This is a genomic window from Rhodoferax sp. GW821-FHT09E07 (assembly GCF_059416145.1).
Genome location: NZ_JBWKOP010000008.1, coordinates 315,835 through 341,835 on the forward strand (window position 1 = coordinate 315,835; position 26,001 = coordinate 341,835).

21 protein-coding genes are annotated in these 26,001 nt (G+C 62.7%); 7 read left to right on the forward strand and 14 right to left on the reverse strand.

Annotation, left to right across the window (positions count from 1 at the left end):
* Window positions 1-20 precede the first annotated feature (20 nt).
* From AC07OE_RS17690 to AC07OE_RS17700, 3 genes are all read right to left on the reverse strand, one after another.
* Window positions 21-2,336 carry an AbfB domain-containing protein gene (locus tag AC07OE_RS17690; RefSeq protein ID WP_495071884.1) on the reverse strand — a complete coding sequence of 772 codons (2,316 nt, stop codon included), beginning with the start codon at window positions 2,334-2,336 and terminating at the stop codon, window positions 21-23.
* 147 nt (window positions 2,337-2,483) lie between these two features.
* Window positions 2,484-3,461, reverse strand: coding sequence for a lipase secretion chaperone (locus tag AC07OE_RS17695; protein ID WP_495071885.1), 978 nt, complete (start codon window positions 3,459-3,461; stop codon window positions 2,484-2,486).
* 3 nt (window positions 3,462-3,464) lie between these two features.
* Window positions 3,465-4,382 (reverse strand): lipase family alpha/beta hydrolase, encoded by a 918-nt coding sequence (locus AC07OE_RS17700; protein WP_477885780.1) that lies wholly within the window; start codon window positions 4,380-4,382, stop codon window positions 3,465-3,467.
* 246 nt (window positions 4,383-4,628) lie between these two features.
* On the opposite strand from AC07OE_RS17700, the gene gspF reads away from it, so the two are divergent.
* The 6 genes from gspF (at window position 4,629) to AC07OE_RS17730 (ending at window position 11,847) form a co-directional block, all read left to right on the forward strand.
* Entirely contained in the window at window positions 4,629-5,846 is a 1,218-nt protein-coding gene (gene gspF / locus AC07OE_RS17705) for a type II secretion system inner membrane protein GspF (RefSeq protein ID WP_495071886.1), read from the forward strand.
* A 6-nt stretch (window positions 5,847-5,852) separates the two neighbouring features.
* Window positions 5,853-6,758, forward strand: a complete 906-nt coding sequence (locus AC07OE_RS17710; protein ID WP_495071887.1) for a 5'-nucleotidase — start codon at window positions 5,853-5,855, stop codon at window positions 6,756-6,758.
* A gap of 86 nt (window positions 6,759-6,844) precedes the next feature.
* Window positions 6,845-8,362: a DUF1800 domain-containing protein gene (locus AC07OE_RS17715; protein ID WP_495071888.1), complete on the forward strand. Its 1,518-nt coding sequence runs from the start codon at window positions 6,845-6,847 to the stop codon at window positions 8,360-8,362.
* 7 nt (window positions 8,363-8,369) lie between these two features.
* Window positions 8,370-9,647 carry a DUF1501 domain-containing protein gene (locus AC07OE_RS17720; protein ID WP_495071889.1) on the forward strand — a complete coding sequence of 426 codons (1,278 nt, stop codon included), beginning with the start codon at window positions 8,370-8,372 and terminating at the stop codon, window positions 9,645-9,647.
* 84 nt (window positions 9,648-9,731) lie between these two features.
* Entirely contained in the window at window positions 9,732-9,962 is a 231-nt protein-coding gene (locus AC07OE_RS17725) for a hypothetical protein (RefSeq protein ID WP_495071890.1), read from the forward strand.
* Between the two features lie 94 nt (window positions 9,963-10,056).
* Entirely contained in the window at window positions 10,057-11,847 is a 1,791-nt protein-coding gene (locus tag AC07OE_RS17730) for an ABC transporter ATP-binding protein/permease (RefSeq protein WP_495071891.1), read from the forward strand.
* On the opposite strand, the gene queC is transcribed toward AC07OE_RS17730, so the two are convergent.
* From queC to glmS, 10 genes are all read right to left on the reverse strand, one after another.
* Window positions 11,802-12,542 (reverse strand): 7-cyano-7-deazaguanine synthase QueC, encoded by a 741-nt coding sequence (queC, locus tag AC07OE_RS17735; RefSeq protein WP_495071892.1) that lies wholly within the window; start codon window positions 12,540-12,542, stop codon window positions 11,802-11,804. The genes AC07OE_RS17730 and queC overlap by 46 nt on opposite strands.
* A 46-nt stretch (window positions 12,543-12,588) precedes the next feature.
* Window positions 12,589-12,933, reverse strand: coding sequence for a hypothetical protein (locus tag AC07OE_RS17740; protein ID WP_495071893.1), 345 nt, complete (start codon window positions 12,931-12,933; stop codon window positions 12,589-12,591).
* Between the two features lie 348 nt (window positions 12,934-13,281).
* On the reverse strand, window positions 13,282-14,865 hold the full coding sequence (locus tag AC07OE_RS17745; RefSeq protein ID WP_495071894.1) for a methyl-accepting chemotaxis protein: 1,584 nt from the start codon (window positions 14,863-14,865) through the stop codon (window positions 13,282-13,284).
* A 53-nt stretch (window positions 14,866-14,918) separates the two neighbouring features.
* Complete coding sequence (locus AC07OE_RS17750) at window positions 14,919-16,367, reverse strand: DUF4139 domain-containing protein (RefSeq protein WP_495071895.1); 1,449 nt, start codon at window positions 16,365-16,367, stop codon at window positions 14,919-14,921.
* A 156-nt stretch (window positions 16,368-16,523) separates the two neighbouring features.
* Window positions 16,524-17,126 (reverse strand): DUF4337 domain-containing protein, encoded by a 603-nt coding sequence (locus AC07OE_RS17755; RefSeq protein WP_495071896.1) that lies wholly within the window; start codon window positions 17,124-17,126, stop codon window positions 16,524-16,526.
* 21 nt (window positions 17,127-17,147) lie between these two features.
* Window positions 17,148-18,425, reverse strand: a complete 1,278-nt coding sequence (locus AC07OE_RS17760) for an NRAMP family divalent metal transporter (protein ID WP_495071897.1) — start codon at window positions 18,423-18,425, stop codon at window positions 17,148-17,150.
* A 320-nt stretch (window positions 18,426-18,745) separates the two neighbouring features.
* Window positions 18,746-19,816 (reverse strand): ABC transporter ATP-binding protein, encoded by a 1,071-nt coding sequence (locus tag AC07OE_RS17765; RefSeq protein ID WP_495071898.1) that lies wholly within the window; start codon window positions 19,814-19,816, stop codon window positions 18,746-18,748.
* Window positions 19,813-21,381, reverse strand: a complete 1,569-nt coding sequence (locus tag AC07OE_RS17770; protein WP_495071899.1) for an ABC transporter permease — start codon at window positions 21,379-21,381, stop codon at window positions 19,813-19,815. Before AC07OE_RS17770 ends, AC07OE_RS17765 begins: the two co-directional genes overlap by 4 nt.
* Window positions 21,382-21,388: 7 nt before the next feature.
* Window positions 21,389-22,411, reverse strand: a complete 1,023-nt coding sequence (locus AC07OE_RS17775; protein WP_495071900.1) for an iron ABC transporter substrate-binding protein — start codon at window positions 22,409-22,411, stop codon at window positions 21,389-21,391.
* 98 nt (window positions 22,412-22,509) lie between these two features.
* Window positions 22,510-24,405: a glutamine--fructose-6-phosphate transaminase (isomerizing) gene (glmS, locus tag AC07OE_RS17780; RefSeq protein ID WP_495071901.1), complete on the reverse strand. Its 1,896-nt coding sequence runs from the start codon at window positions 24,403-24,405 to the stop codon at window positions 22,510-22,512.
* A 135-nt stretch (window positions 24,406-24,540) separates the two neighbouring features.
* Here glmS and AC07OE_RS17785 point away from each other — a divergent pair, with 135 nt between their 5' ends.
* Complete coding sequence (locus AC07OE_RS17785) at window positions 24,541-25,023, forward strand: Lrp/AsnC family transcriptional regulator (RefSeq protein WP_495071902.1); 483 nt, start codon at window positions 24,541-24,543, stop codon at window positions 25,021-25,023.
* Here AC07OE_RS17785 and AC07OE_RS17790 read toward each other — a convergent pair.
* Window positions 25,020-25,958, reverse strand: a complete 939-nt coding sequence (locus AC07OE_RS17790) for a LysR family transcriptional regulator (RefSeq protein ID WP_495071903.1) — start codon at window positions 25,956-25,958, stop codon at window positions 25,020-25,022. The genes AC07OE_RS17785 and AC07OE_RS17790 overlap by 4 nt on opposite strands.
* Window positions 25,959-26,001 lie beyond the last annotated feature (43 nt).

Here is a 26,001-nt window from a genome sequence, read left to right on the forward strand (position 1 = left end):
CCAAAGCCCCAAGCCTTCAATCAGTTGATGATGAAGGTCGCGTCCGCCTTCTCAATCGCAGACGAGGTCGGCAGGATAGGTTCGCTGTAGAGCAGCGAATCGCGGTGGCGCAGGAAGTTGCCGGGGAAGTTGATGGACTCGAACGACACCTGGTTGGCATTGGCCCAGCCGTTGCGCACCATCCAGGTCGCGTCCTTGTCGAACAGCGCCGTGCCATCGCGGGCGTCTTTCCAGATCTCGCCATTGCGGTGGCGCAGGTACTGGCCGGGGAAGTTGATGGACTCAAACGACACGGCCAGCGGATCGGCCAGACCGGGCACCATGCGCCATTGCGAATCCGCGGCGGGGCTCACATTGGCGTCGATGCGTGCACGGCTGTTGACGTGGCGAATGAACATGGTGCTGAGGTTGGACGCTGCGAAGCGGTTGTTCGCGGCCTGGAAGGCTGCTGCCATCACAGTGACCGGCCTGCGTGCCATGCTGGGGGTGGACCAGGTGACATGCATATTCGATGCGCCCGTGCCGTGCACGTACTCCACCTTCACGGGGTAGTTGGTATTGGCCGTCAGCGCAATGTTGCCTTGCACCGTGGCGCGGCCACCGGCGGTCTTGTTGATGACCTGCACACCGTTCACCCAGACGCGGGCGATGTTGTCGCTATCCGCATAGAAGGTGTAGGTGTTGGTGGCGGTGGGGCGGATGATGCCGTTCCAGCGGATGGAATAGTTGGTCTCGCTCACACCGGCAGACGCATCGGGCGAGGCAGTGCCGGGTTCGGTGTTCAGGTCAAAGTCGATCAGCGGGGTGATGGACGACTTCTTCAGCGTCGCAAAGTTGCCGTTGTAGTAGTCCACATTGAACACGGGCATGTTGGCGACGGGACCATTCAGTGCCACCACGTCGGCCGTGGCCCAAGGGTGGCCGTCAGGGTAGACGATGCCGTGGAACGGGGTGGCGGGTTCGGCCGCACCGTCCGGGCTACCCCAAGGGAAGCGTGTGTTGCTGCGGCCAATGCCGAATTCCCACATGATGTAGCCGGTGTTGCGGCCACCATAGTTGCTCACGATGCCGGGCACGGTTTGCGAGCCGCGGTTCATGCTCTCGGAGTTGACCACCGTGGGGCCGTAGGGGCCGGCGTAGTCGCTGCCATAGGGATGGAACGAGAAGAAGTCTGAGAAGTACCAGGGCTCCCACTGCTGCACCGAGGGCGAGCCCACGGGAATGGTGGTGCCGGTGTCCTTGATGGCGATGCGCGCATCGTTCATCAGGATCACGTTCATGGCCTTCTGTGCGCCGCCAGAGTTGCAACCGGGTTCGTTCTGCTGTTCCCAGAACAGGATGCGGTTGTCGGTCTTGTGGGCGTTGACCACGTCCTGCACATAGTTGCGGATCTTGGTCTTGTAGCTGGCGTAGTAGTTGTCCTTCACCGGTGCGCCGGGAGACTGGATCCAGCGGCTGTTGTGGCGGCCGGGAATGGGCGCGCCCTGGTCACCCAGGTGGGGGTTGGGGTCCCAGCAGTCATCAAAGAAGATGGGCGTGACCTTCATGCCGTGGTTGTTGGCGATCTGCAAGAAGTTCTCGAACTTGTTCAGCAGGTCGGCGGCGTTGTTTTCCCAGTGCAGGTAGTGCAGGTAGATGGCCACTGTGTTGATGCCGTAGGTCTGCGCATAGCCCAGCTCACGGTTCACGTAGTTGGCATCGTAGTTCTGCCACCACTCCAGGTAGTTCACCGTGTTGGTGGGGCTGTAGACCGCACCCTTGATGCTGGAGAAGTTGTAGGTGGGGATGGCGATGTTGCCGTTGTCCACCACGCTCACGTTGGAGAAGTTGGCAGACGCCCCCATCACGCGCAGGCCCGAGGCACCCGACATGTAGATGTCGTCACCCGCGCTGAGCACGTGCACGTTGTTCACGTACACCTCGATGTTCTTGTGCTGCGACACCACCTTGAGGTGGTAGTTGGTGTTGGCGTTGATGGTGAACGGGTAGCGGATCATCTCCGTCCAGTTGTTGTTGGCGCGGCCCAGCACCACCGAGTTGTTGAGCGTGCTCAGGCCCACGTAGTAGCCCGAGTAGGCGTCAGTCCCCGTGCCCAGGTTGCTGGCGCGCAGCACAAAGCCCGCGTCGCCCCCGGCGCCCACGGAAATGTCGGCCTCCATGGTGGAGCTTTGGTAGCTGGTGCCGGCAATCATGGCCTTGCTGCCCAGGCCGGAGTTCACCGTGTGGTTGGCGCCCGAGTGGGTCCAGGTTCCCCCGTAGTTGGTCCAGGTCTGGGCGAATGCCGCAGACCCCAGGAACAACATGAGGGTCGAGAAAATTGCATGTTTGAGTTTCATGGCGTGTCTCTTGTTGTGGTTGTGGATACCCGCACGCGCTCGTCGCAGCACAGCAGGCACCCGCATAGTATTAGTAATAATTACTAATACTATGCGGGTTATCACTAATCAAAAAGAGCCGCGTTTCGCCTAAAAAGCGTGCCGCCCTCAGGGCGTGTACGCGGCCAGGCGTGGCCGTTCGCTGGCGCTGAATTGCGCCTCCTGCAAGGCGTCCAGCGCGGTCTGGCGCTCGGCCTCGCTGGCGTTGGCCAGCGACTGCAGCACGCGGCTGCGCTCTGCCAGATACGTGGCAATACGGCCCTTCCAGGCCTGCTCGTCACGGTCCACCTCGGCCAGCCGCGTGGCGGCGGCCGGGTCCAGCGCCTTGGCACGCAAGCGGAACACATCGTCCTCACTGCCGCCCTGCGCGCGCAGGGATTGGGTCATTTCGTCCAGGCGGATCAGGGCGCGCGGCGCCTCCCGGTCTTCGCGCAGCGCTTTGGGCATGGTGGCGTCCAGTGTCGCCAGCTGCTCGCGCTTTTGCGTGGCGCTGAGCTGCGGGTTGGCGACAATGTCCAGCCGCGCCAGTGCGTCCATGTCTGCGGCGTCTTCCAGGCCAAACATGGCCTGCTCTTCCTCGGCGTTGAAGAAGCGGGTGCGCAGGGTTTGCATGGCGTCAAAGCGCAGGCGCAAGGTCTCGGGCCCTGCAGGCTGGCTGGCAAACTGCTTTTCCAGCGTCACCAGCTCGCGCTTGAAACTGAGGTATCGGCCCAGCAGGCGCTTGGCGGCTTCAGCGCGCGTGGTATCCAGGGTCTTGTCCAGCTCGGTGCGGATCTGCTGCGCAATGGCGTCCACCGATTGCTCGCCCACCGTGCTCAGGTAGTAGTCAAACAGGCGCTTGAGTGCGCCATAGTCCAGCCCGCCAGTGGCAGTCGCTCCCGGCAGTGCATTGAGCGCCCCGGAGAGGGGCAGACCATCGGGCACCGTGCCTTGCAGGGAACGGGCGACGGCACTATCGCCCGCAGGGCTTGCGGCGGTGGTTGCCGGCGTGGCGCCCTCCGGGCGGCTGGCCCACCACAGGGCCAGAGCCACCACCAACACGCCGAGCAGGCTGGCGCCCACCCGGCTTCTAGTAGACCGCAGCAAGGCCTACAGCCCCGCGTTCTTCAGGCGGTTGGCCTGCTGGCGGAACAGCGTAACCGGGCTGGTTTCAAACAGATTGGTCAGGCCCACGGTCTGGTTCACTTCGTCCAGGTGGTTGATGGCATAGTCATCGCGGATCACCCGTCCCAGGCGCGAGGAGCAGCTGCTCACCAGGCCGTCGTTCTTGGCACCTGCAAACGCCAGCGAAGTCAGCGCCAGCCCGGGGTCAATGATGTCCAGCACATTCGTGTAGGGCTGGGCACCGCTCCACGAGTAGTAGGCCACACCGTTCACGCTGTAGGCACCCTCGCCGCAGGCAGTGGTAGGCACACCCTGGGGATGCGCCGCATTGAACTTGGCTGTGCCCGCCGTGCTGAGCGACTGCGCAGCGGCCAACGAGTTTTGCGTGAGGCCTCCACCACCCGACAGGAAGTTGATGATGGTACCCAGACCGTTGGTGATGGACACCAGCACGGTGTTACTCAAGCTACCTGCCGGTGCCACGCCCAGCAGCACGTCGGCCACGGCCGAGCCCTTGTTCACCCCGCCAATCGAGGTGACCGAAGCCACCAGGTCGGGGCGCACCGAGGCCACATAACGGGCGGTGGGCCCGCCATGGCTGTGGCCCATCAGGTTCACCTTGGCAGCGCCCGTGGCGGCCAGGATTTGCTTCACCTGGGTGAGCAGCTGCTCGCCGCGCACCTCGGTGCTGTTGGCGGCCGCCACCTGCACCACATAGACCTTGGCGCCGTCTGCACGCAGGGCCGATGGGATGCCGTAGAAATATTCCACGGGGCCGATGTTGTCAAAGCCAAACAAGCCGTGCACCAGCACGATGGGGTACTTGGTCTGGGTGTAGCCGGCCGCGGATGCGGTGGCGGGGAACAGGCACAGGGCCAGCGCGCACGCGGCCAGCCAGGTCATCACGATTCTCTTCACAAATGTCTCCTCGGGCCCTCTGAGGGGCGATGGGGTTGAAGGGGGATACGTCGATATAACCGGTGCGACCTCTGGGGTGGGGCGCTGTCGCAGGGGAGCTGTGGCCCAACGCTTGTGTCGGTGGATGGAGCTCTTAAATAGCACGATCGTGCTTTTATGTGAGCATAAAGGCCGGGGCATGTCTTGTCATGGTGGAAAACCCGCGCACCACGCTGCCGCTACCATTGCGCCATGCCCGCCTACTCATATGCCGCCCTGGACGCCGACGGTAAAACCCGCACCGGCGTGCTGGAGGCCGATGCGCCGCGCGCCGCGCGCAGCCAGCTGCGGGCGCAGCACCTGGTGCCCCTCAGCGTGCAAGTGCTGGGAACGGAGGCCCAGGCCAGCACCGCAGGCGTACGCGGCGGGCGCCGCGCCTTCAGCAGCACGCAGCGCGCCGTGTGGACGCGCCAGCTGGCCGGCCTGGTGTCCGCGGGCCTACCGCTGGAGCGGGCCCTGACCTCGCTGGCCGATGAGGCAGAAACTCCGGCCCAGCGCGATGTAGTGGCGACCCTGCGGTCCGAGGTCAATGGCGGCTCCACTCTGGGCGCGGCACTGGCCCAGCACCCGCGCGAGTTCTCCAACATTTATGTGGCCGTGATTGGCGCGGGCGAACACAGCGGCCAGCTCGGCCTGGTGCTGGAGCGACTGGCCGACGAGCTGGAAGAACAGCACAACTTGCAATCCAAACTGCTGGGCGCGGCGCTGTACCCCGGTGTGGTGAGTGTGGTGGCGCTGGCCATCGTGCTGTTCCTGCTGGCCTATGTGGTGCCGCAGGTAGCCAATGTATTTGCGGGCTCCAAGCAGGCCCTGCCGCTGCTCACACGCGCCATGCTGTGCATCAGCGGCGCGGTGCGTTCGTACGGCTGGGTGGCGCTTATTGCTATTTTTTTGGTAGCTGGTGGTGCACGTTTGGCGTGGGCTGGGGCCGCTTTTCGCTTGAAGGTGGACGCCGCATGGCTGCGCCTGCCGATTCTGGGTCGGCTGGCCCGCAGCTACAACGCCGCACGCTTTGCCAGCACGCTGGCCATGCTGGCCGCGGCCGGCGTGCCCATCCTCAAGGCGCTTCAGGCCGCGGCCGATACGCTCTCCAATCGCGCCATGCGCGAGGACGCGCTGCAGGCGCTGGTGCTGGTGCGCGAAGGCGCGCCGCTGGCCAGCGCGCTGGCGCATGAGAAACGTTTTCCGCCGCTGCTGGCCATGTTTGCCCGTCTGGGCGAGCAGACCGGCCGCCTGCCCCACATGCTGGACCGTGCCGCACTGCAACTGCGCACCGAGGTGCAGCGCCGCGCGCTGCAACTGGCCACGCTGCTGGAGCCGCTGCTCATCGTGGCCATGGGCGTGGTGGTCATGCTCATCGTGCTGGGCGTGCTCATGCCCATCATCCAGCTCAACCAACTTGTGAAGTAAAGACCCATGGCACTCACTCTCGACGGCAAGCTGGTGGTCGCCATCTCCAGCCGCGCGCTGTTTGACTTTGAAGAAGAGAACCTGATCTTTGAGCAGGGCGACGACCGCGCCTACATGCAGCTGCAGCGCGACCGCCTGGACATTCCGGCCAAGCCCGGCGTGGCGTTCTCGCTGGTGCAAAAGCTGCTGGCCTTCAACGAAACGCCATCGCAGCGCGTGGAGGTGGTCATCCTCTCGCGCAACGACCCGGTCAGCGGCCTGCGCGTGATGCGCAGCGCAGCGCATTACGCCCTGCCCATCATCCGCTGCTCGTTCACGCGTGGCGAGGCACCCTGGCGCTACCTCAAGCCGCTGCATGCCAACCTGTTTTTGAGCACCCACCTGAGCGACGTGCGTGCGGCCCTGGCGGCGGGCGTGCCCGCAGCGCAGGTGTACCCGCACAGCGCGCACGCCAGTGACGCCCACCCCTCCGAAGTCCGCATTGCATTCGACGGTGACGCCGTGCTGTTCAGCGACGAGGCCGAGCAGGTCTACCAAAGCGGCGGCCTCTCCGCGTTCCAGAAACACGAGACCGACAAGGTCTCCCAGCCTCTGCCAGACGGCCCCTTCAAACCCTTGCTGGTGGCCCTGCACCGCATGCAGCAGGCGGCCATCCCGCACATGCGCATCCGCACCTCGCTGGTCACGGCACGCAGCGCCCCTGCGCACGAGCGCGCCATCCGCACGCTGATGGACTGGAACATCGAGGTGGACGAAGCCATGTTCCTGGGCGGGCTGGACAAGGGCGAATTCCTGCGCGAGTTCGAACCCGACTTCTTCTTTGACGACCAGACCGGCCACATTGAATCGGCCGCGCGCCACGTGCCTGCGGGCCATGTGGCCAGCGGCGTGAGCAACATACCGCGCGGCTGACCCACCAAGCCGTAAAGCTTTGTAAAGCCTGCCCCGACCGCGGGCTAACCCGTAGGCGCAGGGCGGCGCGCTGGCGTTGTGCGGGAATGCTTATCACCCCCACCTCTCTGCCCCGCCGCAGCGCCCTGCGCGCCCTCTCTACCGTGGCTCTGATGGGCAGCAGCGCCCTGGTGCGCCAGGCCTGGGCCCAGGGCAACACAACACCGCTGAACAGCACCGCGCTGACCTGGCGTGCACTGTCTCGCATGGGCTACGGCCCCACAGCGGCGCTGGTGCAGGCCGTGCAAGCAGCCCCCAGCCCACGCGACTGGGCACTGGCCCAGGTAGACGCCGCCTACACCGCCAGCCAGCAGCCCCCACGCATTGCGCCCGAATGGGCCGGTATCAACGCACCGCTACCCGAGATCTTTGCCAAGTTCCGCGAGGAACGTCAGGAGCGCGCCCGCGACAAGGGCAGGCCCAAGAACCGCGAAGACAAACCCAACCGCCAGGAGCTGTTGGCCGGCGACCCCGAGTATTTCAGCCGCTCCATGGCGCTGCAGTCCGCCGCCTGGCACCTGAGCAGCTGCAGCGAACCCGAGAGTGAAAATCCACTACTGGCGCGGCTCACCGAGTTCTGGTTCAACCACTTCAACGTCTACGTGGGCAAGGGCGCGGTGCGCCCCTTTGTAGGCCACTACCTCATCAACGTGGCGCGCGGCCACGCACTGGGCAAGTTTGAGGACCTGCTGCTGGCCAGTGCACGCCACCCCGCCATGCTGGCCTACCTGGACCAAGCGCAAAGCGTGGCCGAGAACGGGCGTGGCCCCATGGGCAAGTCGCGCGGCCTGAACGAAAACTACGCCCGCGAACTCATGGAGCTGCACACCCTGGGCGTGCACGGCGGCTACACGCAGACCGATGTGCGCGAGATGGCGCGCATCCTCACGGGCTGGACCGTGGGGCCGCAGGACAGCTCGGGCTTCCGCTTTGTGCCGCGCCTGCACGACACGGGCAGCAAGAGCGTGATGGGCCAGCGCTACTCGGGCATCTCGTTCGGCGGCGGCGAGCAGGAAGGCGTGGACGCCATCCGCCTGCTGGCGCGTCACCCCAGCACCGCGCAGCGCGTGTGCCTGCGCCTGGCGCAGTTCTTCATTGCCGACCAGCCCAGCCCGGTTGCAGTGAAAAAGCTAGTGGATACGTTCTCCTCCACTGGCGGCGACCTGCGCGCAGTGATGCGCACGTTGCTGCAGCTGCCCGATTTCTGGCAAGCCGAGAACGTGTTGTTCAAGACGCCCATGGACTACGCCTGCTCGGTGCTCACCGCCACCCAGGGTGCACGCGAAAACCGCAACCTGTTTCTGGCCGCCGGCTTTCTGGCCAACGCGGGCCAGCCCCTGCATGGCTGGCAAACGCCAGACGGCTATGCGTTTGACGCCGCCACTTGGCTGGTGCCCGAGGCCCTGACGCGGCGCGCCGACTTTGCGCTCAGCATCGTGCGGCCCGCGGACACCAGCTTCCTCACCCCCTTCCTCAGCGCCACCACGCTGGCCAGCATCAACCAGGAACGCCCCGCGCTGCGCACGGGCCTCATGCTGGCTAGCCCTGATTTCATGAACAAGTGAGCACCCCATGACACAGCACCCCCTGAACCGCCGCAGCCTGCTGGCCACCACACTGGGCGGCGTGGCCGCCTGGGCCGCCCCCCAGGCCTGGGCCCAATCCAGCCGCACCAGTGCGGGCGACGACGCCCGGCTTGTCGTCGTGTTCCTGCGCGGCGCCTACGATGGCCTCTCGGCCCTGGTGCCGCATGGCGACGCCAACTACTACCGCCTGCGCCCCAACATCGCCATCGCGGCGCCTGACAGCAGCGCGCAGACCACGCTGGCACTGGACAGCACCTTTGGCCTGCACCCCGCGTTGGCGCCTCTGCAACCGCTGTGGCAGCAGGGTGTGCTCGCCGCCATTCCCTGTGCGGGCTCGCCCGATGCCACGCGTTCGCACTTCGAGGCGCAGCACCATTGGGAAATCGGCATCCCCGGCAAGAACAGCGCCTCGCCCGGCTGGTTGAACACGCTGGCTGGCCAGCGCCATGTAGAAGCACTGGGCGTGGGCGAAGCAAACCCCTTGATCCTGGCGGGCAACGCCCAAGTGCAGCTGGTCCCCAAGGGCGAGGCCGCGACCAAACAAGGCGCGCTGGGCAACCCGCGCACGCGGGACGCGGTGATGAACCTCTATGCGGGCGACGATGCCCTGTCCAAGACCTTCCGCGCAGGTGCCGAGAGCCGTATGGAAACCGCCAAGGCCCTGAGCGACGACGAGATGCAGGCGCAAGACATGGCCGGCGGTGCCATGGCGAACCGCAAGGAGATGGCGGCCGCCGACAACGGCGCCGGCAGCGCCAAGGGCCTGCTGCTGGACGCCCAGCACCTGAACACACTGATGCGGCAGAACCGCAACCTGCGCCTGGGTTTTCTCTCGGCTGGCGGCTGGGACACGCATGCCAACCAGGGCAACGCCAGCGGCGCCCTGGCCAACAACCTGGGCAGCCTGGCGGCTACGCTGGTGCAGCTGCGCCGCGAGTTCTCACGGCCCAACGATGTGGTGGCCGTGGTCAGCGAATTTGGCCGCACCAGCGCCGAGAACGGCACGCGCGGCACCGACCATGGCCACGGTAATGCGCTGTGGCTCATGGGCAACCGCGTGCAGGGCGGGCGCTGGCATGGACGCTGGGACGGCCTGGCACAGGGCAATCTGCACGAAGGCCGCGACCTGCCCGTGCACCACGACTTTCGCGCGGTGCTGGCCCAGGTGCTGCGCAGCACGCAGGGCATCAACGCTCAGGGACTGGACGCGCTGTTCCCCGGCTTCGCGTGGGACGCCAAGCTCGACGGACTGATGCATGCCTGAGCCCGCAGGTAGCTTTACGTATGCATTTGGTAAACCTATGTAAAAGCGGCTGACAGCCGCACCAGCACTGGCTAAGCTGGTGACATGCGCAACGTGATGTCCTCACCGCCCCCCTCTTCCGCTGCCGACGAAGGCCGCCGCGCGGAGATGGCACGCCACCACGCCCAGCTGTCCGAAAACGCCGAAGCTTGGCGCCAACTGGCGCTCAAAGGCTATGGCCACACCGCCGCCAAAGTGCGCGCCACGCAGCCAGCAGCCCTGCAGCGCGACCGCGACGACGATGAGTTGTCCGACAGCGCCTACCAAGACCTCTGAACAATTCCCCGGTGGCCACACCGACTAACATGCGCCCTGTGCAACCCAGGGTGTGAGGTCGGCACGTATGCCGCGTTTTTAACCGAGGAATCCGATGGCTTTGATGACTGCTGTGGGCGCCAAGCTGGCGTCGATCCGACAAATGCTCCAGCGGGTGTGGGCACTGTCCACGCCCTACTTTGCCTCCGAACACAAATGGAAAGCCCGCGGCATGTTGGCCGCCATCATTGCGCTGAACCTGGCCTTGGTCTACATGGCCGTGCTGTTCAACGACTGGAACAAGCTGTTCTACGACGCGCTGCAAGACAAGAACGCCACCGTGTTTTGGGCGCAGTTGGGCCGCTTCACCTACCTGGCGTTCGCCTTCATCGTCATCGCGGTCTACAAGTTTTACCTGACCCAACTGCTGGAGATGCGCTGGCGCGCCTGGATGACCGGTCACTACCTGCAGCGCTGGCTCAGCGGTCAGGCCTTCTACCGGCTGGAGCTGGCCCGCTTCACACACGCGGCCAACACGGCAGCCAACCCCGACAACCCGGACCAGCGTATCCAGGAAGACATCAACCAATTCACCACCTACACCATTTCGCTCTCCATGGGCCTGCTGAACGCTGTGGTCACGCTGGCAAGTTTTGTGGGTATTTTGTGGAGCCTTTCGGGTGGTTTCGCTTTCAAGCTGGGCGGCAGTGAATACAACATTCCGGGCTTCATGGTCTGGATGGCAGTGCTCTACTGCGCGGTGGGCAGTGTCATCACCCAGTACATCGGCCGGCGCCAGATTCCGCTGAACTTTGAGCAGCAACGGGTGGAAGCCGACTTTCGCCACTACATGGTGCGGGTGCGCGAGTACAGCGAATCCATCGCGCTGGACAAAGGAGAAGCCGTGGCGACCCGCCAGTTGGGCCAACGCTTCGACAAGGTACTGGGCAACTACCTCGCACTCATCAAGGCGCAGAAAAGCCTGATCTGGTTCACCAGCTTCTTCGGCCAGGCCGCGGTGGTGTTTCCGTTTGTGGTGGCAGCACCGCGCTTCTTCAGTGGTGCGATCCAGCTGGGCGAGCTGATGCAAATCTCCAGCGCTTTTGGCCAGGTGCAAGGCTCCCTGAGCTGGTTTGTGGACAGCTACAGCAGCTTGGCCACCTGGCGTGCCACCATCGATCGGTTGACCAGCTTTGAGGCATCATTTCAGGCGCTAGCCCCCGTGAATACTTCGCAAGCAGCTCCTGAATCCATAGCAGAACCCAACCGCTTGTCGGTCCATGGCCTGGACCTGTCACTGCCCAATGGCACCCAGTTGCTGGCCCACACCGACCTGCAAGCCCAAGGCGGCGACCGCATCCTGCTGCAAGGTCCCTCGGGCAGCGGCAAGTCCACCTTGTTCCGTGCCATCGCCGGCATCTGGCCTTTTGCCCACGGTGCCGTGCAAGCTCCGGCAGACACCATGTTCTTGCCCCAGCGCCCCTACTTTCCCAACGGTCCCCTGCGCGACGCGCTAGCCTATCCCCAGGCCCCCAGCACGTACGGCGACGCCCAGCTGCAGCAGGCCCTGGAGGACGCGCTGTTGCCACATCTGGCAGGTGAGCTGGACCGCGTGGACGCTTGGAGCCAAAAACTGTCGGGAGGCGAGCAGCAACGCCTGGCCATTGCCCGCGTGCTGCTCAAACAGCCGCAATGGGTGTTTGCCGACGAGGCCACCAGCGCGCTGGACGAAACGGCGGAGCACACGCTGTACCAGCGCCTCAGCGATCTGGTCGCCCGGCGCGGTGGCGGCATGGTGTCCATCGCCCACCGCCCGACCGTGGCGGCCTTTCACACGCGGCAGTGGACGCTGACGCCCAATCAGGGAACAGGCGCCTTGTTCACCTTGTCCGAAAACCGCGCATAGCCCTTGGCCCGCAGTTCGCACGCGGGGCAAGTTCCGCAGCCATAGCCCCAGGCCTGGCGGTGCGTGCGGTCGCCCAGGTAGCAGGTGTGGGTGTGCTCCACCACCAGATCCACGAGCGCCTCCCCACCACCGGCCACACCGGACTGCTCGCCCAGCGCGTAGGCGAGCTCCCAAGTCTGCGCTTTGTCGATCCACATGAGCGGGGTTTCGATCAGGAAGCGCTTGTCCATGCCTAGCGAGAGGGCCAGTTGCAGGGCCTTCATGGTGTCGTCGCGGCAGTCGGGGTAGCCAGAGAAATCGGTCTCGCAGACGCCGGTCACGATCACCTGCAGCCCGCGCCGGTAGGCCAGGGCCGCGGCCAGCGTCATGAACAGCAGGTTGCGCCCCGGCACAAAGGTATTGGGCAGGCCGCTGGCCTCCATCTGGAAGGCGGTGTCGCGCGTGAGTGAGGTTTCGCTGACCTCCCCCAGCACGGCCAGATCCAGCAGGTGGTCTTCGCCCAGTTTGGCAGCCCATCGCGGAAAACGGACACGCAGCTCGCGCAGCACATTGAGGCGGGCTTCCAGCTCCACGCTGTGGCGCTGGCGGTAGTCAAAGGCAATGGTTTCAACGCGCTCGTAACGCGCCAAGGCATGGGCCAGGCAGGTGGTGGAGTCCTGGCCGCCGGAGAAGAGAACGAGTGCGGAGGTATGCATACCCGCGATGGTAGAACAGCGCGGCGCTAAGCGGGCTGATGCCCGCCTAGATGTTTTCGGTCTTCTTGATCTTGCTGGGCGTGTAGACCAGCGCCTGCTTGGCCAAATCGCCGGGGACCTCGGTGGGCACCACGTTGATCGGTGGCGTCAACTGGTCTTTCACCTGTTCAATCTGGATAGCACTGGCGCTGGCGGTCCAAACCGTCTTGAGATGATCCATCAGCACCTGCGAGATGGGCTTGGGTGGAGGGTCCTCCACTTTCTGCGGTGCGGGGTGGTGGATGGTCCAGTCCTTCTGCGGAGCGGCGGCCTCTTTCGTGTGGCTCATGGGATCAGGCACGCTGCTGTAGGGTCCGCCAGCCTCCTGCGGTTTCAGGGCGGGATTGACCATGTCGATCACACCTGGGGTTCGCTCAATAGACGGGCTGGGGCTGACTGACGGGTTAACCGGAGCAACTGGGATAACCCTATTTGCCCCAGACGAAGCCGCATCTACGCCAGATGGGCGTACTTGCGGGGTTCGATCAATGGATGGCAATTGCATTTTGGGTAGGCTTTTCAGCCCCTCCGGTTACTTTTAGGAGTTGACGTACGTTTCTTAACGGCAGATTTAGAGGGTTATTTAGGCCTATTTCTAAAAATTTTAAAAATTTTTTGACCACCACATACGAAAGCGCCCTAAATCGCACCAAAACAGTGCAAACACCCCAAAAGCATAGCGCCCAACCGGCGCCTCCTGTCAAGCCCGATGAGCCAGCGCCAATGCGCCGCTACGGGCCCCACCACCGGGCAGGGTAAAACGGCCAACCAGTTGGTCCAGCAGCGCCGCCTGCTCCCGCAACGAGGCCGCTGCCGCCGCGCTCTGCTCCACCAAGGCCGCATTTTGCTGGGTCATTTGCTCCAGCTCGGCCACGGCGGTGCTGACCTGCTGCATGTCTTGACTTTGCTCGTTGCTGGACGCGGTGATGTCGCCAATGATGCCGGTCACGCTTTGCACAGAGCTCACGATGTCCTGCATGGTCTGCCCCGCACCGTCCACCAGGCGCGAGCCATGCTCGACATTGGCCACCGAACTGCCAATCAGCGTCTTGATTTCCTTGGCGGCATCGGCGCTGCGCCCTGCCAACGCCCGTACCTCGCTGGCCACCACGGCAAAGCCACGCCCCTGCTCCCCGGCGCGGGCGGCTTCCACTGCTGCGTTCAAGGCCAGGATATTGGTCTGGAAGGCAATGCCGTCGATGACCGAGATGATGTCCACAATCTTGCGCGACGAGGCGTTGATCTCATGCATAGTGTTGACCACCTGGGAAACGGCAGCGCCGCCGTTTTCTGCCACGGCGTAGGCCGAGCCAGCCAGGGTATTGGCCTGGCGGGCCGATTCGGCAGACCGCTGCACAGAACCATTCAGGTGCTCCATGCTGGACGCCGCCCTCTGCAGGTTTTGCGCTGTGTGCTCGGTGCGGTTGGACAGGTCCTGGTTGCCATGCGCAATCTCGGAACTGGCCACACTGATGCTGCTGGTGGATTTGTGCAACTGACCCACCAGATGCGCCAGGGAATCTGCCATGTGGGCCAGCGAGCGCAGCACATCGCCCATTTCATCCTGGCGTGTCGTGTGGATGGTCACACTCAAATCGCCATTCCCGATGGACTGGGCCACGCGAACAATGTCTTGGAGCGGGTCACACACATTGCGCTGCAACATGCGGGTTCCTGCAGAGATCAGCACCACGATGAGGCCCATGATGCCGGCCACAGACCACACGGTGCGCATGCGCTCTGCCCCGGCCTTGTCACGCAGCTCGGTGGCGCCTTGTTCGGTCAGACGCACCATGTCTTGCTGGGCTGCCAGAAAGGCGTTGAGTTCGGATTGGGTAGCGGTTTTGATGTGGGCTGCAACGGCGGCGGCATCGCCCGCGGCTTTGAGTTCCTGGGCTTTGGCAATCGATGCATTGAGCGCTTGCGCCTTGGCTTTGACGGCTTCAAGAGCCCCCCGCTCCATGGCGCTTTGCATCACCTTGTCCAGCCCAGCTTCCAGCGTGGCCATCTCCTGCTTGGTGGCCTCCTGGCCGGCCTGCAGCAGCTCACCAGCGGCGGCGTCCGCATTCAGCGCAGCCCCGATGCCGCGCAGGGCATTGGCCTCCCCCAAGCCGCGCCATCGTGCGGCCATCTCCAGTTTGCTTTGCTGTTCCGATTGCTCGGACACGGTGAGCGCCTGGGAGTGGATGGTCCGCACGGCAGAGCCTGCCGCCATGGCCACCAGGCCCACACTCACCGCAATGGCCGGCAACCACAGCTTCAACGCAATACTCAGGGACTTCATGGACACGCTCCGTTATTCGGTGCGGGCCAGTATCCAAGCTGCGCACACCAGGGTCAATAGCGAACCAGTGCGCGATAAGTCAAAACAGTACTGCCCTCCGCAGGTACATTGACCTTCCAAACTGCGGTATTGGCAGCGCCTTTGGTGTAGCTGTGGCTGGTGCTCAGGATTTGCCAGTCACCGGGCACGGGTTCCTGCACGGTCACCGTCACGGCCTCTTTCTTGGCATTCTTCAGCACCAGCTCATAAGCGCTTTCAAACACGTAGTTGTATTTGCTGGTGCCGCTGAGCTTCTTGAAATCGGTTTGCTTTTTATCGGCCGTCACATCAAAGGCCTCTCCCAGTTTGAGGCGTACTTTTTCGTTCTTGGGTGTGTGGTCCACGCGGTCTTCGCCGATGAACTGTGCATTGCCTGCGCCGTCTTTCTTGTAGACCCGCAAGACGCCTTTGGGCAAGGGCATGCCCAGGTGCGCAGCTTCCTTGTTGTCAAACTCCACGAACACGGCCACCTTCATTTTCTGGCCCAGTTCAGCGGAAGCACCCTGGTAGTAATAGTCATTGCCCTGCAGCAGCAGCTCCTTGCGCGCAGGTACGCCAGTGGCGGACAACAGCGCGACCTGCTTGGTCTGGTTCTCGGCGATGGTGGTGGGGCGGCTCAGGGTGTAGAGGTGGTATTCAAACAGGGACTCTTCCGCCATGCGTGAATCCTTGGCCACGGCCATGGAGGGGGCCGCCATGGGCCTTACCAGCCCGCCTCTCAGCATTTCCGGCGCCACCTGGTTCACATCGCCGGCCACCAGCTGCAACTTGGCATTGCGGTAGCTGGCACCACTCGTGTTGGTAAGGGTGACCCAGCCGGAGATGTCGAGCTTGTCATCGCTGGCATTGAGCTCCACCACATAGTCCGCCTTCCAGGCCAACCCACCTGTGAGGTAGCTGAGCTCCACATCCTGCTGGACCGCCCCCGTGTTGTCCAAGGCCATGACCAGCGTAGGGCGGTCCCGCAGATTGGCGGGTACATCGCCAAACACCAGCCGGCCCGGTATGCCAGTCTCGATGCGCTGTCCAATCTTCAGCACCACGCCGTTGTTGGCCGAGAGCACCGTGGCGACTTCGCTGCTCTCCACGCCGGTGGCTGGGTTGGTGCGCACCACGTTCACGGTACGACCCACATATTTTTCGAGCATCTTCTGGGGGGTGAGCAAATCAAAGTCGAAGTTCTGCTCTTGCACACTGAAGCTGCCGGGCGCACTCACACTGCGCAGCAGCGCCGTCTCCGGGCGCATGCGTGCGCTGACATCGCGAAAGGCCAGCGCGGTCGCACCCGCTTTGAGCGACACACGGCGCTGGTCTTTCACCAGAGCCAGGTTCTCGTTGTAAATGGTGACGGCAACCTCTTGCTGGTCATCCAGCGTGCTGCGCTGTTCAGCTGCCTGGGCGAAGCTGGCCTGCGTCAGGAGAGTCAGGGCGGCAAGGGCGAAAGGGGCGGAGACAGTGCGCATGAAGGGCTTTCTGCAAAACAGGGAAGGAACGGCAAACCGCAAGGCTGCGGGGCACAAACAGCATAGCGTTTGTGCCCCGCCCCCATGCAACGCAGGGCGTTGTCCGCGCGCCGACTGTGTTGCAGAGTGTTACCTTCCGCCCCTCATGCGCCCACCCTAACTTAGGAGTTTGATCAATCCGTCCGGGTGCAGCGCCCAGCCCGCCAAGCCTGCAGCACCCATCGCAACACCAAATCCCGAAGGCAGCAAGGCCAACAGGTACAACCAGGGCAGCTGCGTGAGCGATGCCACCGCAAGCAGAGAGATGGCGATGGCGATCGATGCATCGGACAGATCGAATTGGTCGTCGCGGTAGTTGAGTGCGTCGTAGTTGGCCTGATCCTTCTCGGCTTGGCCTTTCAGCTCATCCTTTTTGCTGTTCTGCTCTTTGGCCAGGGTCTCGTACGCCTGGATCTGCTCAGTGTAGGCAGCTTGCTGCGTGGGCGTGGCGGCCAGCGCCTGCAAGCGCAATTGCACGAGGGTGGACTTGGCTACCTCTTCACGGATATTGCGGGCCTGGTAAAACTGCCAGTGGTCCAGCTTGTCGGCCTGGGCCTGTTGCATGGCCTGAACGATGTTGTCATCCTTGACCTTGCAAATGCCCATGAACGTGGCCAGCAGCGCCACGGTAATGGCGACGGCTGGGTTCAACCAGGCCGCCCGCGGCTTGCGCGCCCCCGATTGGGCCGTCTCAACGATCTCCAGCGGATCAATGTCCATATCCATTCCTCCTGTGCGAATCTAAAAACTGGTGGCAATCATCACGATCACTGCGGCAGCCATCACCATGGTCGCCGTCCAGCCCAACCAGCGATGTTTGCGGCCGATGGTATGCGATCCCATCAAACGCTGAGACTGGCCAATCCACAACAGTGCCGCCATGATGGGAACAGAAATGACACCGTTGACAATGGCACTCCAAACCAGGGCCTGCAAGGGGTCCACCTCCAGGTAGCCCATGAGTGTGCCTATCCCGGTAGCGGCCACAATGATCAGATAGAAGCCCTTGGCTTCATGAAAATCGTGCGACAACCCCGCCGTCCAGCCGTACAACTCACTCACCGCGTAAGCGGCAGAACCTGCCAGCACCGGCACGGCCAGCAAACCGGTGCCGATGATGCCCAATGCAAATACTGCAAAAGCGAACTCACCCGCCACAGGCCGTAGCGCCTCCGCTGCTTGCGCAGAGGTCTGGATGGATGTGATGCCCTGCAGATTGAGAGTGACGGCGGTGGCCACCACAATGCACAGTGCAATGACGTTGGAAAAAGTCATCCCCACAAAGGTGTCTTGTTTGATGCGGGACAAATGCTCTGCCGCATATTCTGGATGCAGCCGCAAAGCCCGCGCGTCTGGTCGACGGCTGTTGTCTTCGACTTCTTGCGCGGCCTGCCAGAAGAACAGGTAGGGGCTGATGGTGGTGCCCAGCACGGCCACCACCATGGCGGCGTAATCTTTGAGAGACATACCCCGCGGGAAAAACTGCCAGGGCCGGAGTGACTCCGCAAAAACCTGTCGCCAGGGCACGCGCACCGTCAAAATCACGGCCACGTAGGCAAACAGCACCAGCGTCAGCCATTTGAGGATGCGCACGGTACGCTCGTAAGAGAAGAACACCTGGGTAGCAATACACAGCAAGCCGAAGCCCACCACGTACAGAGCGAGCGATCCGCCGGCCAACAGCCGCATGGCTTCGCCCATTGCGCCAATGTCGGCCGCGATGTTGATCGTATTGGCCAATACCAGAAGGCTGACCAAGCCCGTGGTCAACCAGCGCGGGAACATCTTGTTGATGTTGGCAGCCAACCCCTCGCCGGTCACCCAACCGATGCGAGCTGACAACATCTGGATGCCAATCATCAACGGGGTGGTGACCAACAAGGTCCAAACCAGCCCGAAGCGAAATTGAGATCCTGCCTGCGAATAGGTGGCAATGCCGCTGGGGTCGTCGTCCGCAGCCCCGGTGATCAGACCAGGGCCGAGCCGGCGTACAAATTCTTTGGCGGTTTGGGTCACCATGAAAACTCCTTGTGCCACTGGCAGACATGCCAGCATGCATATGCGCGTGTCGCGCCAGACTGTGAATAGCCCAAGGCGTAAGGCAAACGATGTTCATGGGATCGCTTGCCTGGCTCGCCGGGCACGGATGAATTTGCCTCCGTGCCGAATCTGGCGAACGCATACGAAGAAGAGTGTTATGCGGTGCTCAACTCGGGCGAAGGCTTGGAACTATGCGGGTCCATGGCATTGGCCGGTAGTGGATGACGAGCGCGATTCTAAAAAGCTTGCGCAGGCTTGGCGCACATTGCTGTGTAAAGACGGGGTAAAGGGATGCCGACTCAGCCAGCAGGCGCAAATACATGCGCATGGCCTTGTACCGAGATGCTGACCGTGGCACCAACGGCGGGGGCGTGCAGACCGGGAGTGCGGACCAGCAAGGGCGCGGTACCCTCATGCGCGAGCAAGCGTACGGTCAACTCGGATACCGGCCCGCAAAAGTCTGCTTCCAGCACCGTACCCAGGCAAGCACTGGCTCCGGCGGTGGTTGCTCCGCTGGCAGTCACCTCATTCAGCTGCAATTGCTCCGGGCGCAGCATGATCTGCCCCGTCCCACTGCGTTGCATATCGTGGATGGCGACACGGCCCAACGCGCACTCGGCCCAGCCCGCAGACAGCTGCGCAGGCAAGACTACGGCCTCACCCAGGAAGTTAGCCGTCGCCGGGTCCGTGGGGCGCAAATACAGGTTCAGTGGACGCCCCACTTGCGCCAAACGGCCCTCACGCATCACAGCAACCTGGTCGGCAAAGGAGAGCGCCTCGGCTTGGTCATGGGTCACCAGAATCGTAGTGATACCGGACGATTGCAACAGCTGTGCGACGGCCTTGCGCGTGGCTGCGCGCAAACCGGTGTCAAGTGCCGAAAAAGGCTCGTCCAATAGCATGAGCCGCGGCCGCAAAGCCAGCGCGCGGGCCAGCGCGACACGTTGTTGCTGACCGCCAGACAGCTCGTGCGGGCGGCGCTGCAACATGGGCTGGTCCAGTGCCACCATGTCCATCAATTCCGCGATGCGCTGGGCGCGCTGTGGCGTGTGTTTGGGCAGTCCGAAGCCCACGTTGTCTGCCACGCTCAGGTGTGGAAACAGGGCTCCATCTTGCGGAACATAGCCAATGCCGCGCTGGTGCGCTGGCACGATGGCCGGACCATCTGCCAGCAGCTGGTTACCCAGTAACACCCGGCCCGCATCGGGCGCTTCAAACCCGGCAATGATGCGCAACAAGCTGGTCTTGCCGGAGCCCGACGGGCCCACGATGGCAGTACGGCTGCCCTCACTCACCTGCAAGTCAATGCCGGCTAGTGCAGTCACTGCGCCATAGGTTTTGTGCACTGCGTGCAGGTCAAGGGTTGTCATCGTCCGGCAATGCGTCTGGATTGAAGGTAAAGCAGCCAAGTCAGGGGCAGCGACAGCAGCACCATGATCAGCGCATAGGGGGCGGCACCCGCGTAGTCAATCTCACTGCTGTGGGACCAAAAGGCTGTGGCCAGGGTTTGCGTGCCGTTGGGCGAAAGCAGCAGCGTCGCGGTGAGCTCATTCGTAATGGCCAGGAACACCATGGCCACACCTGAGGCGGCACCAGGAGCCGCCAGCCGCATGGTGATGTGCCACAGCGCCTGGGTTGGGGATCTGCCCAGGCTGCGCGCGGCCTGCTCCAGCTCCACCGGCGCCTGGGCAATACCGGCGCGCAGGCTGACCAGCGCGCGCGGCAAAAACATCAGCACATAGGCCACCAGTACGGTAACCACCGTTTGGTAAATCGGCAGTGCCACTCGAACCGTGATGGTCACCAAAGCCAAAGCGATCACGATGCCTGGCAAGGCGCCGGCAAGGTAATTGCCGCCCTCCAGCATGCGCTGCACGCGCCCTGGTGCGCGTATGGAAAGCCACGCCATGGGCACCGCGACCACAGTGGTCAGCAACGCGCCAGCCAGCGCCAGCACCAAGGTTTGCCACAGCGCAGGACCCAACTCGGACAGGTTCCATACGCCTGCGCCGCCCGCCACCAGCCAGCGCCCAAGCGTGACCAAAGGCACGCCCAAGGACAGCACAGCAGTCACTACGGGCAGCAACAGGCATGGCGCGGTCAGACGCCCCAGGCGGCTGCGCTGTGGTTGCCGGGCCGAACCCGCTCCCACGCGGGCATAGCGTTCGTGCCCGCGGGTTCCAGACTCCACACCCAGCAGCACAAAACAGCACACCACCAGCACCCCTGCCAACATATTGGCTGCCGGGCCGTTGTAGGTGGACTGAAACTGGTCCACGATGGCTGTGGTGAAGGTGTCAAAACGGATCGTGACGTACAAGCCGTATTCGGCCAGCAGATGCAGGCCTACCAGCAAAGCGCCGCCCCAAATTGCCAGACGCAACTGCGGCAGTACCACACGAAAGAACACCTCCCAGGGACCTTCACCCAGCGACGCGGCGGCATCTTCCATTGCAGGGTCCAGCCTGCGCAGAGCCGCCGCTACCGGCAGGTACAGAAAAGGGAAATAGGCAACCACCGACACCAGCACACCGCCGCCCAAGCCATGCAAACCAGGCACCAGGCTGATCCAGGCGTAGCTATGCACAAACGCAGGAACAGCCAAAGGTGCCGCGGCGAGCCACGCCCAGGTGCGTGCGCCTGGCAGATCGCTGCGTTCGGTCACCCAGGCCAAGGCCACCGCCAGCACCACGCAAATGGGCACAGTGACCAACACCAGCAATCCGGTGTTGACCAACAGTTCACCAACGCGGGGACGGAACACCAGCGCCGACACCGTAGCCCAGCCCGACTGGATACCCACCCAGACGACAAAGCCCAGTGGCAACAGGGCCGCCAACGTGACCAGCACAGCAGCAACCGTCACCCACGACCAACGCCGTTGCTGCGCGATGCGCAGCAACGGCGTGGTGACGCGAATCGAAGAAGCGGTCAAAGCAGGATTACAGCAGGCCAGCCTGGGTCATCAGGTCAGAGACCTTTTTGCTGTTGAGCTTGGAAGGCTCGACTTTGGGAGCCTGCAGTTCAGCCAAGGACACCAGATTGCGATTGGACTGGGCACCTGCACCCACCGCATATTCGAACGAGCTGCCGGTGCGCAAAATTTCCTGGCCACCCTTGCCTGTGATCCATTTCACAAAGGCCTGGGCTTCGGATTTGTGTTTGCTGGAAGCCAACACACCACCGCCAGAAATGCTGACAAAAGCTCCCGGGTCTTCGTTGCGGAAGTAGTGAAGGCCGGTCTTCTCACTGTTCTCGCCAGTCTTGGCCATGTCGCCAAAATAGTAGTAGTGGTAAATCAAAGCGCCATCCACCTGTCCAGCGTTCACCGCCTTCATGGCAATGCTGTTGCCCTTGAAAGGGACGACGTTTTCTTTCATGCCCTTGAGCCAGGCTGCCGTTGCGGCTTCCCCTTTGAGCTCCAGCAGCGCACTGACGATGGCCTGAAAGTCAGCGCCCGCAGGCGCAGCGCCCCAGCGTCCCTTCCACTCCGGGTTGGCCAAATCCAGCATGGACTTTGGCAATTGCGCAGGTGTGAACTTGGTTTTCTTGTAGACAAACACCGTGCTACGGGCTGCAATGCCCACCCAACGGCCATGGGCCGTGCGGAAGTTGGGTGCCACTTGAGCCAGGGTCGCCGGGTCCAGCGGCGCAAACAAGCCCGCACCGTCCACCAAGGCCATGGCGGGGGAGTTCTCGGTCAAAAAGACGTCGGCTGGCGAGTTAGCGCCCTCTTGCACCAGCTGGTTGCCCAGCTCGGTGTCGCCGCCATTGCGCACGGTCACCTTGATACCGGTTTCACGCGTAAATCCGTCCACCCAGGCTTGCGTCAGGCTGGCATGTTGCGCGTTGTAGACCACGATGCCATCCGGCGCGCTTTGCGCAGAAGCGCCCAAGGAGGCAGCAAAAAAACTAGCAGCCAGCGCCGCAGCGCGTACCAACGGAAAAGACAGGTTTTTTTTCATGAGGCAAGCCCGAATCAAGAAAGGGTGGCACGAACGTTGTGGTTACAACGCAAATAACAATAATTCGCATTTGTATTGTAATCCGTTCTGTCCGCCTCTCACTCCACGGTCACGCTCTTGGCCAGGTTCCGGGGCTTGTCCACATCCGTGCCACGCGCGCAGGCCGTGTGGTACGCCAATAGCTGCAAAGGCACCACGTGCAACAGCGGCGACAACTCGCCGTAGTGTTCGGGCATGCGAATCACATGCAGGCCTTCACCACTCTCAATGCGGGTGTCGGCGTCCGCCAAGACGTAGAGCACGCCGCCACGGGCACGCACCTCGTGCAAATTGCTTTTCAGTTTTTCCAGCAATGCATCATTGGGCGCCACCGTCACAACCGGCATGTCACTTGTGACCAGCGCCAGCGGACCGTGCTTGAGCTCACCCGCCGGGTAGGCCTCTGCGTGGATATAGCTGATCTCCTTGAGCTTCAGGGCGCCCTCCAATGCAATCGGGTAGTGCAGCCCGCGTCCCAAGAACAAGGCGTTTTCTTTCTTGGCAAAATCCTCCGCCCATGCCATGACTTGGGGTTCCAGTGCCAGCACGGCTTGCAATGCCGCAGGCAAATGACGCATGGCCTTCAGGTGGCGGGTTTCATCGGCGTCGCTCAGACGGCCTTTGGCCTGGGCTAGACACAGTGTCAGCAAAAAAAGTCCGGCCAACTGGGTCGTGAAGGCCTTGGTAGAGGCCACACCAATCTCGACCCCGGCGCGTGTCACATAGGCCAGGCTGCATTCGCGCACCATCGCACTCGTCGCCACATTGCAAATGGTGAGGGTATGCCGCATGCCCAGGCTTTGTGCATGGCGCAGGGCCGCCAAGGTGTCAGCGGTCTCCCCACTCTGGGTAATGGTGACCACCAGGGTATTGGGGTTGGGCACGGAATCACGGTAGCGGTATTCGCTGGCCACCTCCACATTGCAGGGCACCTTGGCAATGCTCTCGATCCAGTATTTGGCAGCACAACCGCTGTAGTAGCTGGTGCCACAGGCCAAGATCAGCACGCTGTCGATCTGCTTGAACACGCGCGCCGCATTGCTGCCCGGAGCATGGTTGGCTTGTGCATCAAACAACTCGGGAACGATGCCTTCCACCCCCTCCAAGGTGTCGGCAATGGCGCGTGGCTGTTCGAAGATTTCCTTTTGCATGTAGTGACGGTACGGACCCAATTCGGCAGCACCGCTGTGGGCGTGCACGGTTTTCACAGGGCGCTGGGCTGGGGTTACCGCCTTGTGCGCCTTGTCCACCAGCCAGTACTTGCCCAGCTGCACATCCACCACATCGCCTTCCTCGAGGTAGACGATCTGGTCCGTCACCCCGGCCAGCGCCATTGCGTCGCTGGCCAAAAAGTGTTCCTGTCCATCCTTGCCCACGCCCAGAATCAGCGGCGAGCCGGCACGCGCACCAATCAAACGGTGCGGCTCGTCCTTGCAAAACACGGCAATCGCGTACGCACCGTGCAACTGGCGCACCGTGGCTTTGACGGCTTCGAACAAATCACCGTCGTACAGGCTGTCCACCAGGTGCGCAATAACCTCGGTGTCGGTCTGGCTGACAAACACATAGCCTTTGGCATTGAGTGCGGCACGCAGCTCGTCGTGGTTTTCGATGATGCCGTTGTGCACCAAGGCGATGCGGCCGGCACGCTGGTGCGCGTCGGCGCCACTGCCATGGCTGAAGTGGGGGTGGGCGTTGTGCACGACAGGCGCACCGTGCGTCGCCCAGCGGGTATGGGCAATGCCCAGCAAGCCTTCAAGCGAACCGGTGGCCACTTGCGCGGCAAGTTCTGAAACGCGGGATGTACTGCGCGCGCGGCGCAAACCGGACTTGCCGTCTTGGGCGTAGACCGCGACTCCGCAGGAGTCATACCCCCGGTATTCCAGCCGCTCCAAGCCTTGCACCAACACAGGAACAATATTGCGGGTCGATACCGCGCCGACGATGCCACACATAGACAGTCTCCAAACAAGCAATGGACTGCATGGTAGGCATGGAATTGAAAAATATTTTTTCTTATTTTTTCAATAAATGAATATTTATTTCATATAGATATTGTTTTGAAATTAAATTCAATATATAAATAATAAATGGAATTAATGTCGCTCGATGCTATCGACCTTTTGCTGCTGGCCCAGCTGCAGCGCGATGCCAGCCTGAACAACCAGGCGCTGGCCGAACGGGTACACACATCTCCCCCAACCTGCTTGCGCAGGGTCAAGCGCCTGCACCATGCAGGGCTGATCGAAAAACAGGTGGCCATCCTGCAGCCGGAGCGATTGGCCGCAACCATAGGCCATGGCCTGACCGCCATTGTGGAAATCACCTTGGACCGGCAGGATGCCGAAGCACTGGCTGAGTTTGAAGCTCGCGTGGCGGGCGACGCGGCCGTACAGCAGTGCTACCGCGTCTCCCCCGGCCCGGACTTTTGCCTGGTGGTACACGCCCGCGACATGCCTACCTACCAGGCACTGACACAGCGTCTGTTTACCAACGATGCCAACGTACGCAATGTCAAAGCCTTCTTCAGCATCAAACGCAGCAAGTTTGGTGCGGAGTTGCCACTCTCCTAAACCGCCAGGTTGCGCGGCGCGACAGACACACCCTCCAGTGTCCGGCGGGTTTGCTCAGACAGGTAGTCCAAAAACACCCGCGTGCGCTGCGGCAGAAACTTGCGACTGGGCAACGCCGCGTACAGAATCAGCTGGCCACCGATCCAGGGCGCCAACACCTGCACCAGTTCGCCGTTGGCCAGGTAGGGCGCAGCCAGTGCGGACGTGGTGGAGGTGATGCCGGCGCCGTCGAGGGTCGCCCGCAACAAAGTGTCGACGTGGTTGGACCACAGCACCGGGGTGACATCCAGGTCCACGTACTCACCCGGTCGGTCTCCATTTTGCAAACGCCACAAGCGGGTGGGAAAGGAACCTCCCTTGACCCGCAGGCAGTCGTGCTTCAACAGGTCTTGCGGCTTGTGCGGCGTGCCTTTGCGCGCCAGGTAGGACGGAGCGGCCACAAGAATCGCTTGAGGGCTGGCAATCTTGCGCGCCACCACGTCGCCATCAAAACTGGTGTCCGTGGCAAACAGGGTAATGTCGTAATCCTCAATGGGCGGCTCCTTGAACGACTCCACCGAAATATCCAGCACGATCTTCGGGTACAGCGCACGGAACCCGGCAACCAGAGGTGCCAGTACGTGGGTCGCCAGCACCGGGGTAGACAGCACGTGCAGCGTTCCTGCCAACTCCTGCGTATGCGACTGGGCCAGGGCATCGGCATCGTCGATGTCCTGCAAAATGGCGCGCACACGCCCCAAGTAGGTCTCCCCCGCCTCACTCAGGGACAGACGGCGGGTGGAACGGTGCAACAGGCGCGCACCCAAGTGATCCTCCAAATCCGCCACCAAACGGGTAACCACGGCAGGCGACATATCCATGGCCCTGGCAGCAGCGGCGAAGCCACCTTCGTCGATCACCTTCTCGAAAACCCGCATTGACAATAACCGATCCATAGGGGGCCTTTCTGCAATATCAAGTCCTTATTATTGCCAATTT

Bases quoted from the DNA above. Each gene is read 5' to 3' on its own strand.
- AC07OE_RS17725 (WP_495071890.1), top strand. From the start codon at position 9,732: ATGCGCAACGTGATGTCCTCACCGCCCCCCTCTTCCGCTGCCGACGAA.
- queC (WP_495071892.1), bottom strand. From the start codon at position 12,542: ATGCATACCTCCGCACTCGTTCTCTTCTCCGGCGGCCAGGACTCCACC.
- AC07OE_RS17690 (WP_495071884.1), bottom strand. From the start codon at position 2,336: ATGAAACTCAAACATGCAATTTTCTCGACCCTCATGTTGTTCCTGGGG.
- AC07OE_RS17715 (WP_495071888.1), top strand. From the start codon at position 6,845: ATGCTTATCACCCCCACCTCTCTGCCCCGCCGCAGCGCCCTGCGCGCC.
- AC07OE_RS17755 (WP_495071896.1), bottom strand. From the start codon at position 17,126: ATGGACATTGATCCGCTGGAGATCGTTGAGACGGCCCAATCGGGGGCG.
- AC07OE_RS17745 (WP_495071894.1), bottom strand. From the start codon at position 14,865: ATGAAGTCCCTGAGTATTGCGTTGAAGCTGTGGTTGCCGGCCATTGCG.
- AC07OE_RS17790 (WP_495071903.1), bottom strand. From the start codon at position 25,958: ATGGATCGGTTATTGTCAATGCGGGTTTTCGAGAAGGTGATCGACGAA.
- gspF (WP_495071886.1), top strand. From the start codon at position 4,629: ATGCCCGCCTACTCATATGCCGCCCTGGACGCCGACGGTAAAACCCGC.
- AC07OE_RS17700 (WP_477885780.1), bottom strand. From the start codon at position 4,382: ATGACCTGGCTGGCCGCGTGCGCGCTGGCCCTGTGCCTGTTCCCCGCC.
- AC07OE_RS17760 (WP_495071897.1), bottom strand. From the start codon at position 18,425: ATGGTGACCCAAACCGCCAAAGAATTTGTACGCCGGCTCGGCCCTGGT.
- AC07OE_RS17730 (WP_495071891.1), top strand. From the start codon at position 10,057: ATGGCTTTGATGACTGCTGTGGGCGCCAAGCTGGCGTCGATCCGACAA.
- AC07OE_RS17720 (WP_495071889.1), top strand. From the start codon at position 8,370: ATGACACAGCACCCCCTGAACCGCCGCAGCCTGCTGGCCACCACACTG.
- AC07OE_RS17750 (WP_495071895.1), bottom strand. From the start codon at position 16,367: ATGCGCACTGTCTCCGCCCCTTTCGCCCTTGCCGCCCTGACTCTCCTG.
- AC07OE_RS17775 (WP_495071900.1), bottom strand. From the start codon at position 22,411: ATGAAAAAAAACCTGTCTTTTCCGTTGGTACGCGCTGCGGCGCTGGCT.
- AC07OE_RS17765 (WP_495071898.1), bottom strand. From the start codon at position 19,816: ATGACAACCCTTGACCTGCACGCAGTGCACAAAACCTATGGCGCAGTG.
- AC07OE_RS17740 (WP_495071893.1), bottom strand. From the start codon at position 12,933: ATGGTCAATCCCGCCCTGAAACCGCAGGAGGCTGGCGGACCCTACAGC.
- AC07OE_RS17710 (WP_495071887.1), top strand. From the start codon at position 5,853: ATGGCACTCACTCTCGACGGCAAGCTGGTGGTCGCCATCTCCAGCCGC.
- AC07OE_RS17785 (WP_495071902.1), top strand. From the start codon at position 24,541: ATGGAATTAATGTCGCTCGATGCTATCGACCTTTTGCTGCTGGCCCAG.
- glmS (WP_495071901.1), bottom strand. From the start codon at position 24,405: ATGTGTGGCATCGTCGGCGCGGTATCGACCCGCAATATTGTTCCTGTG.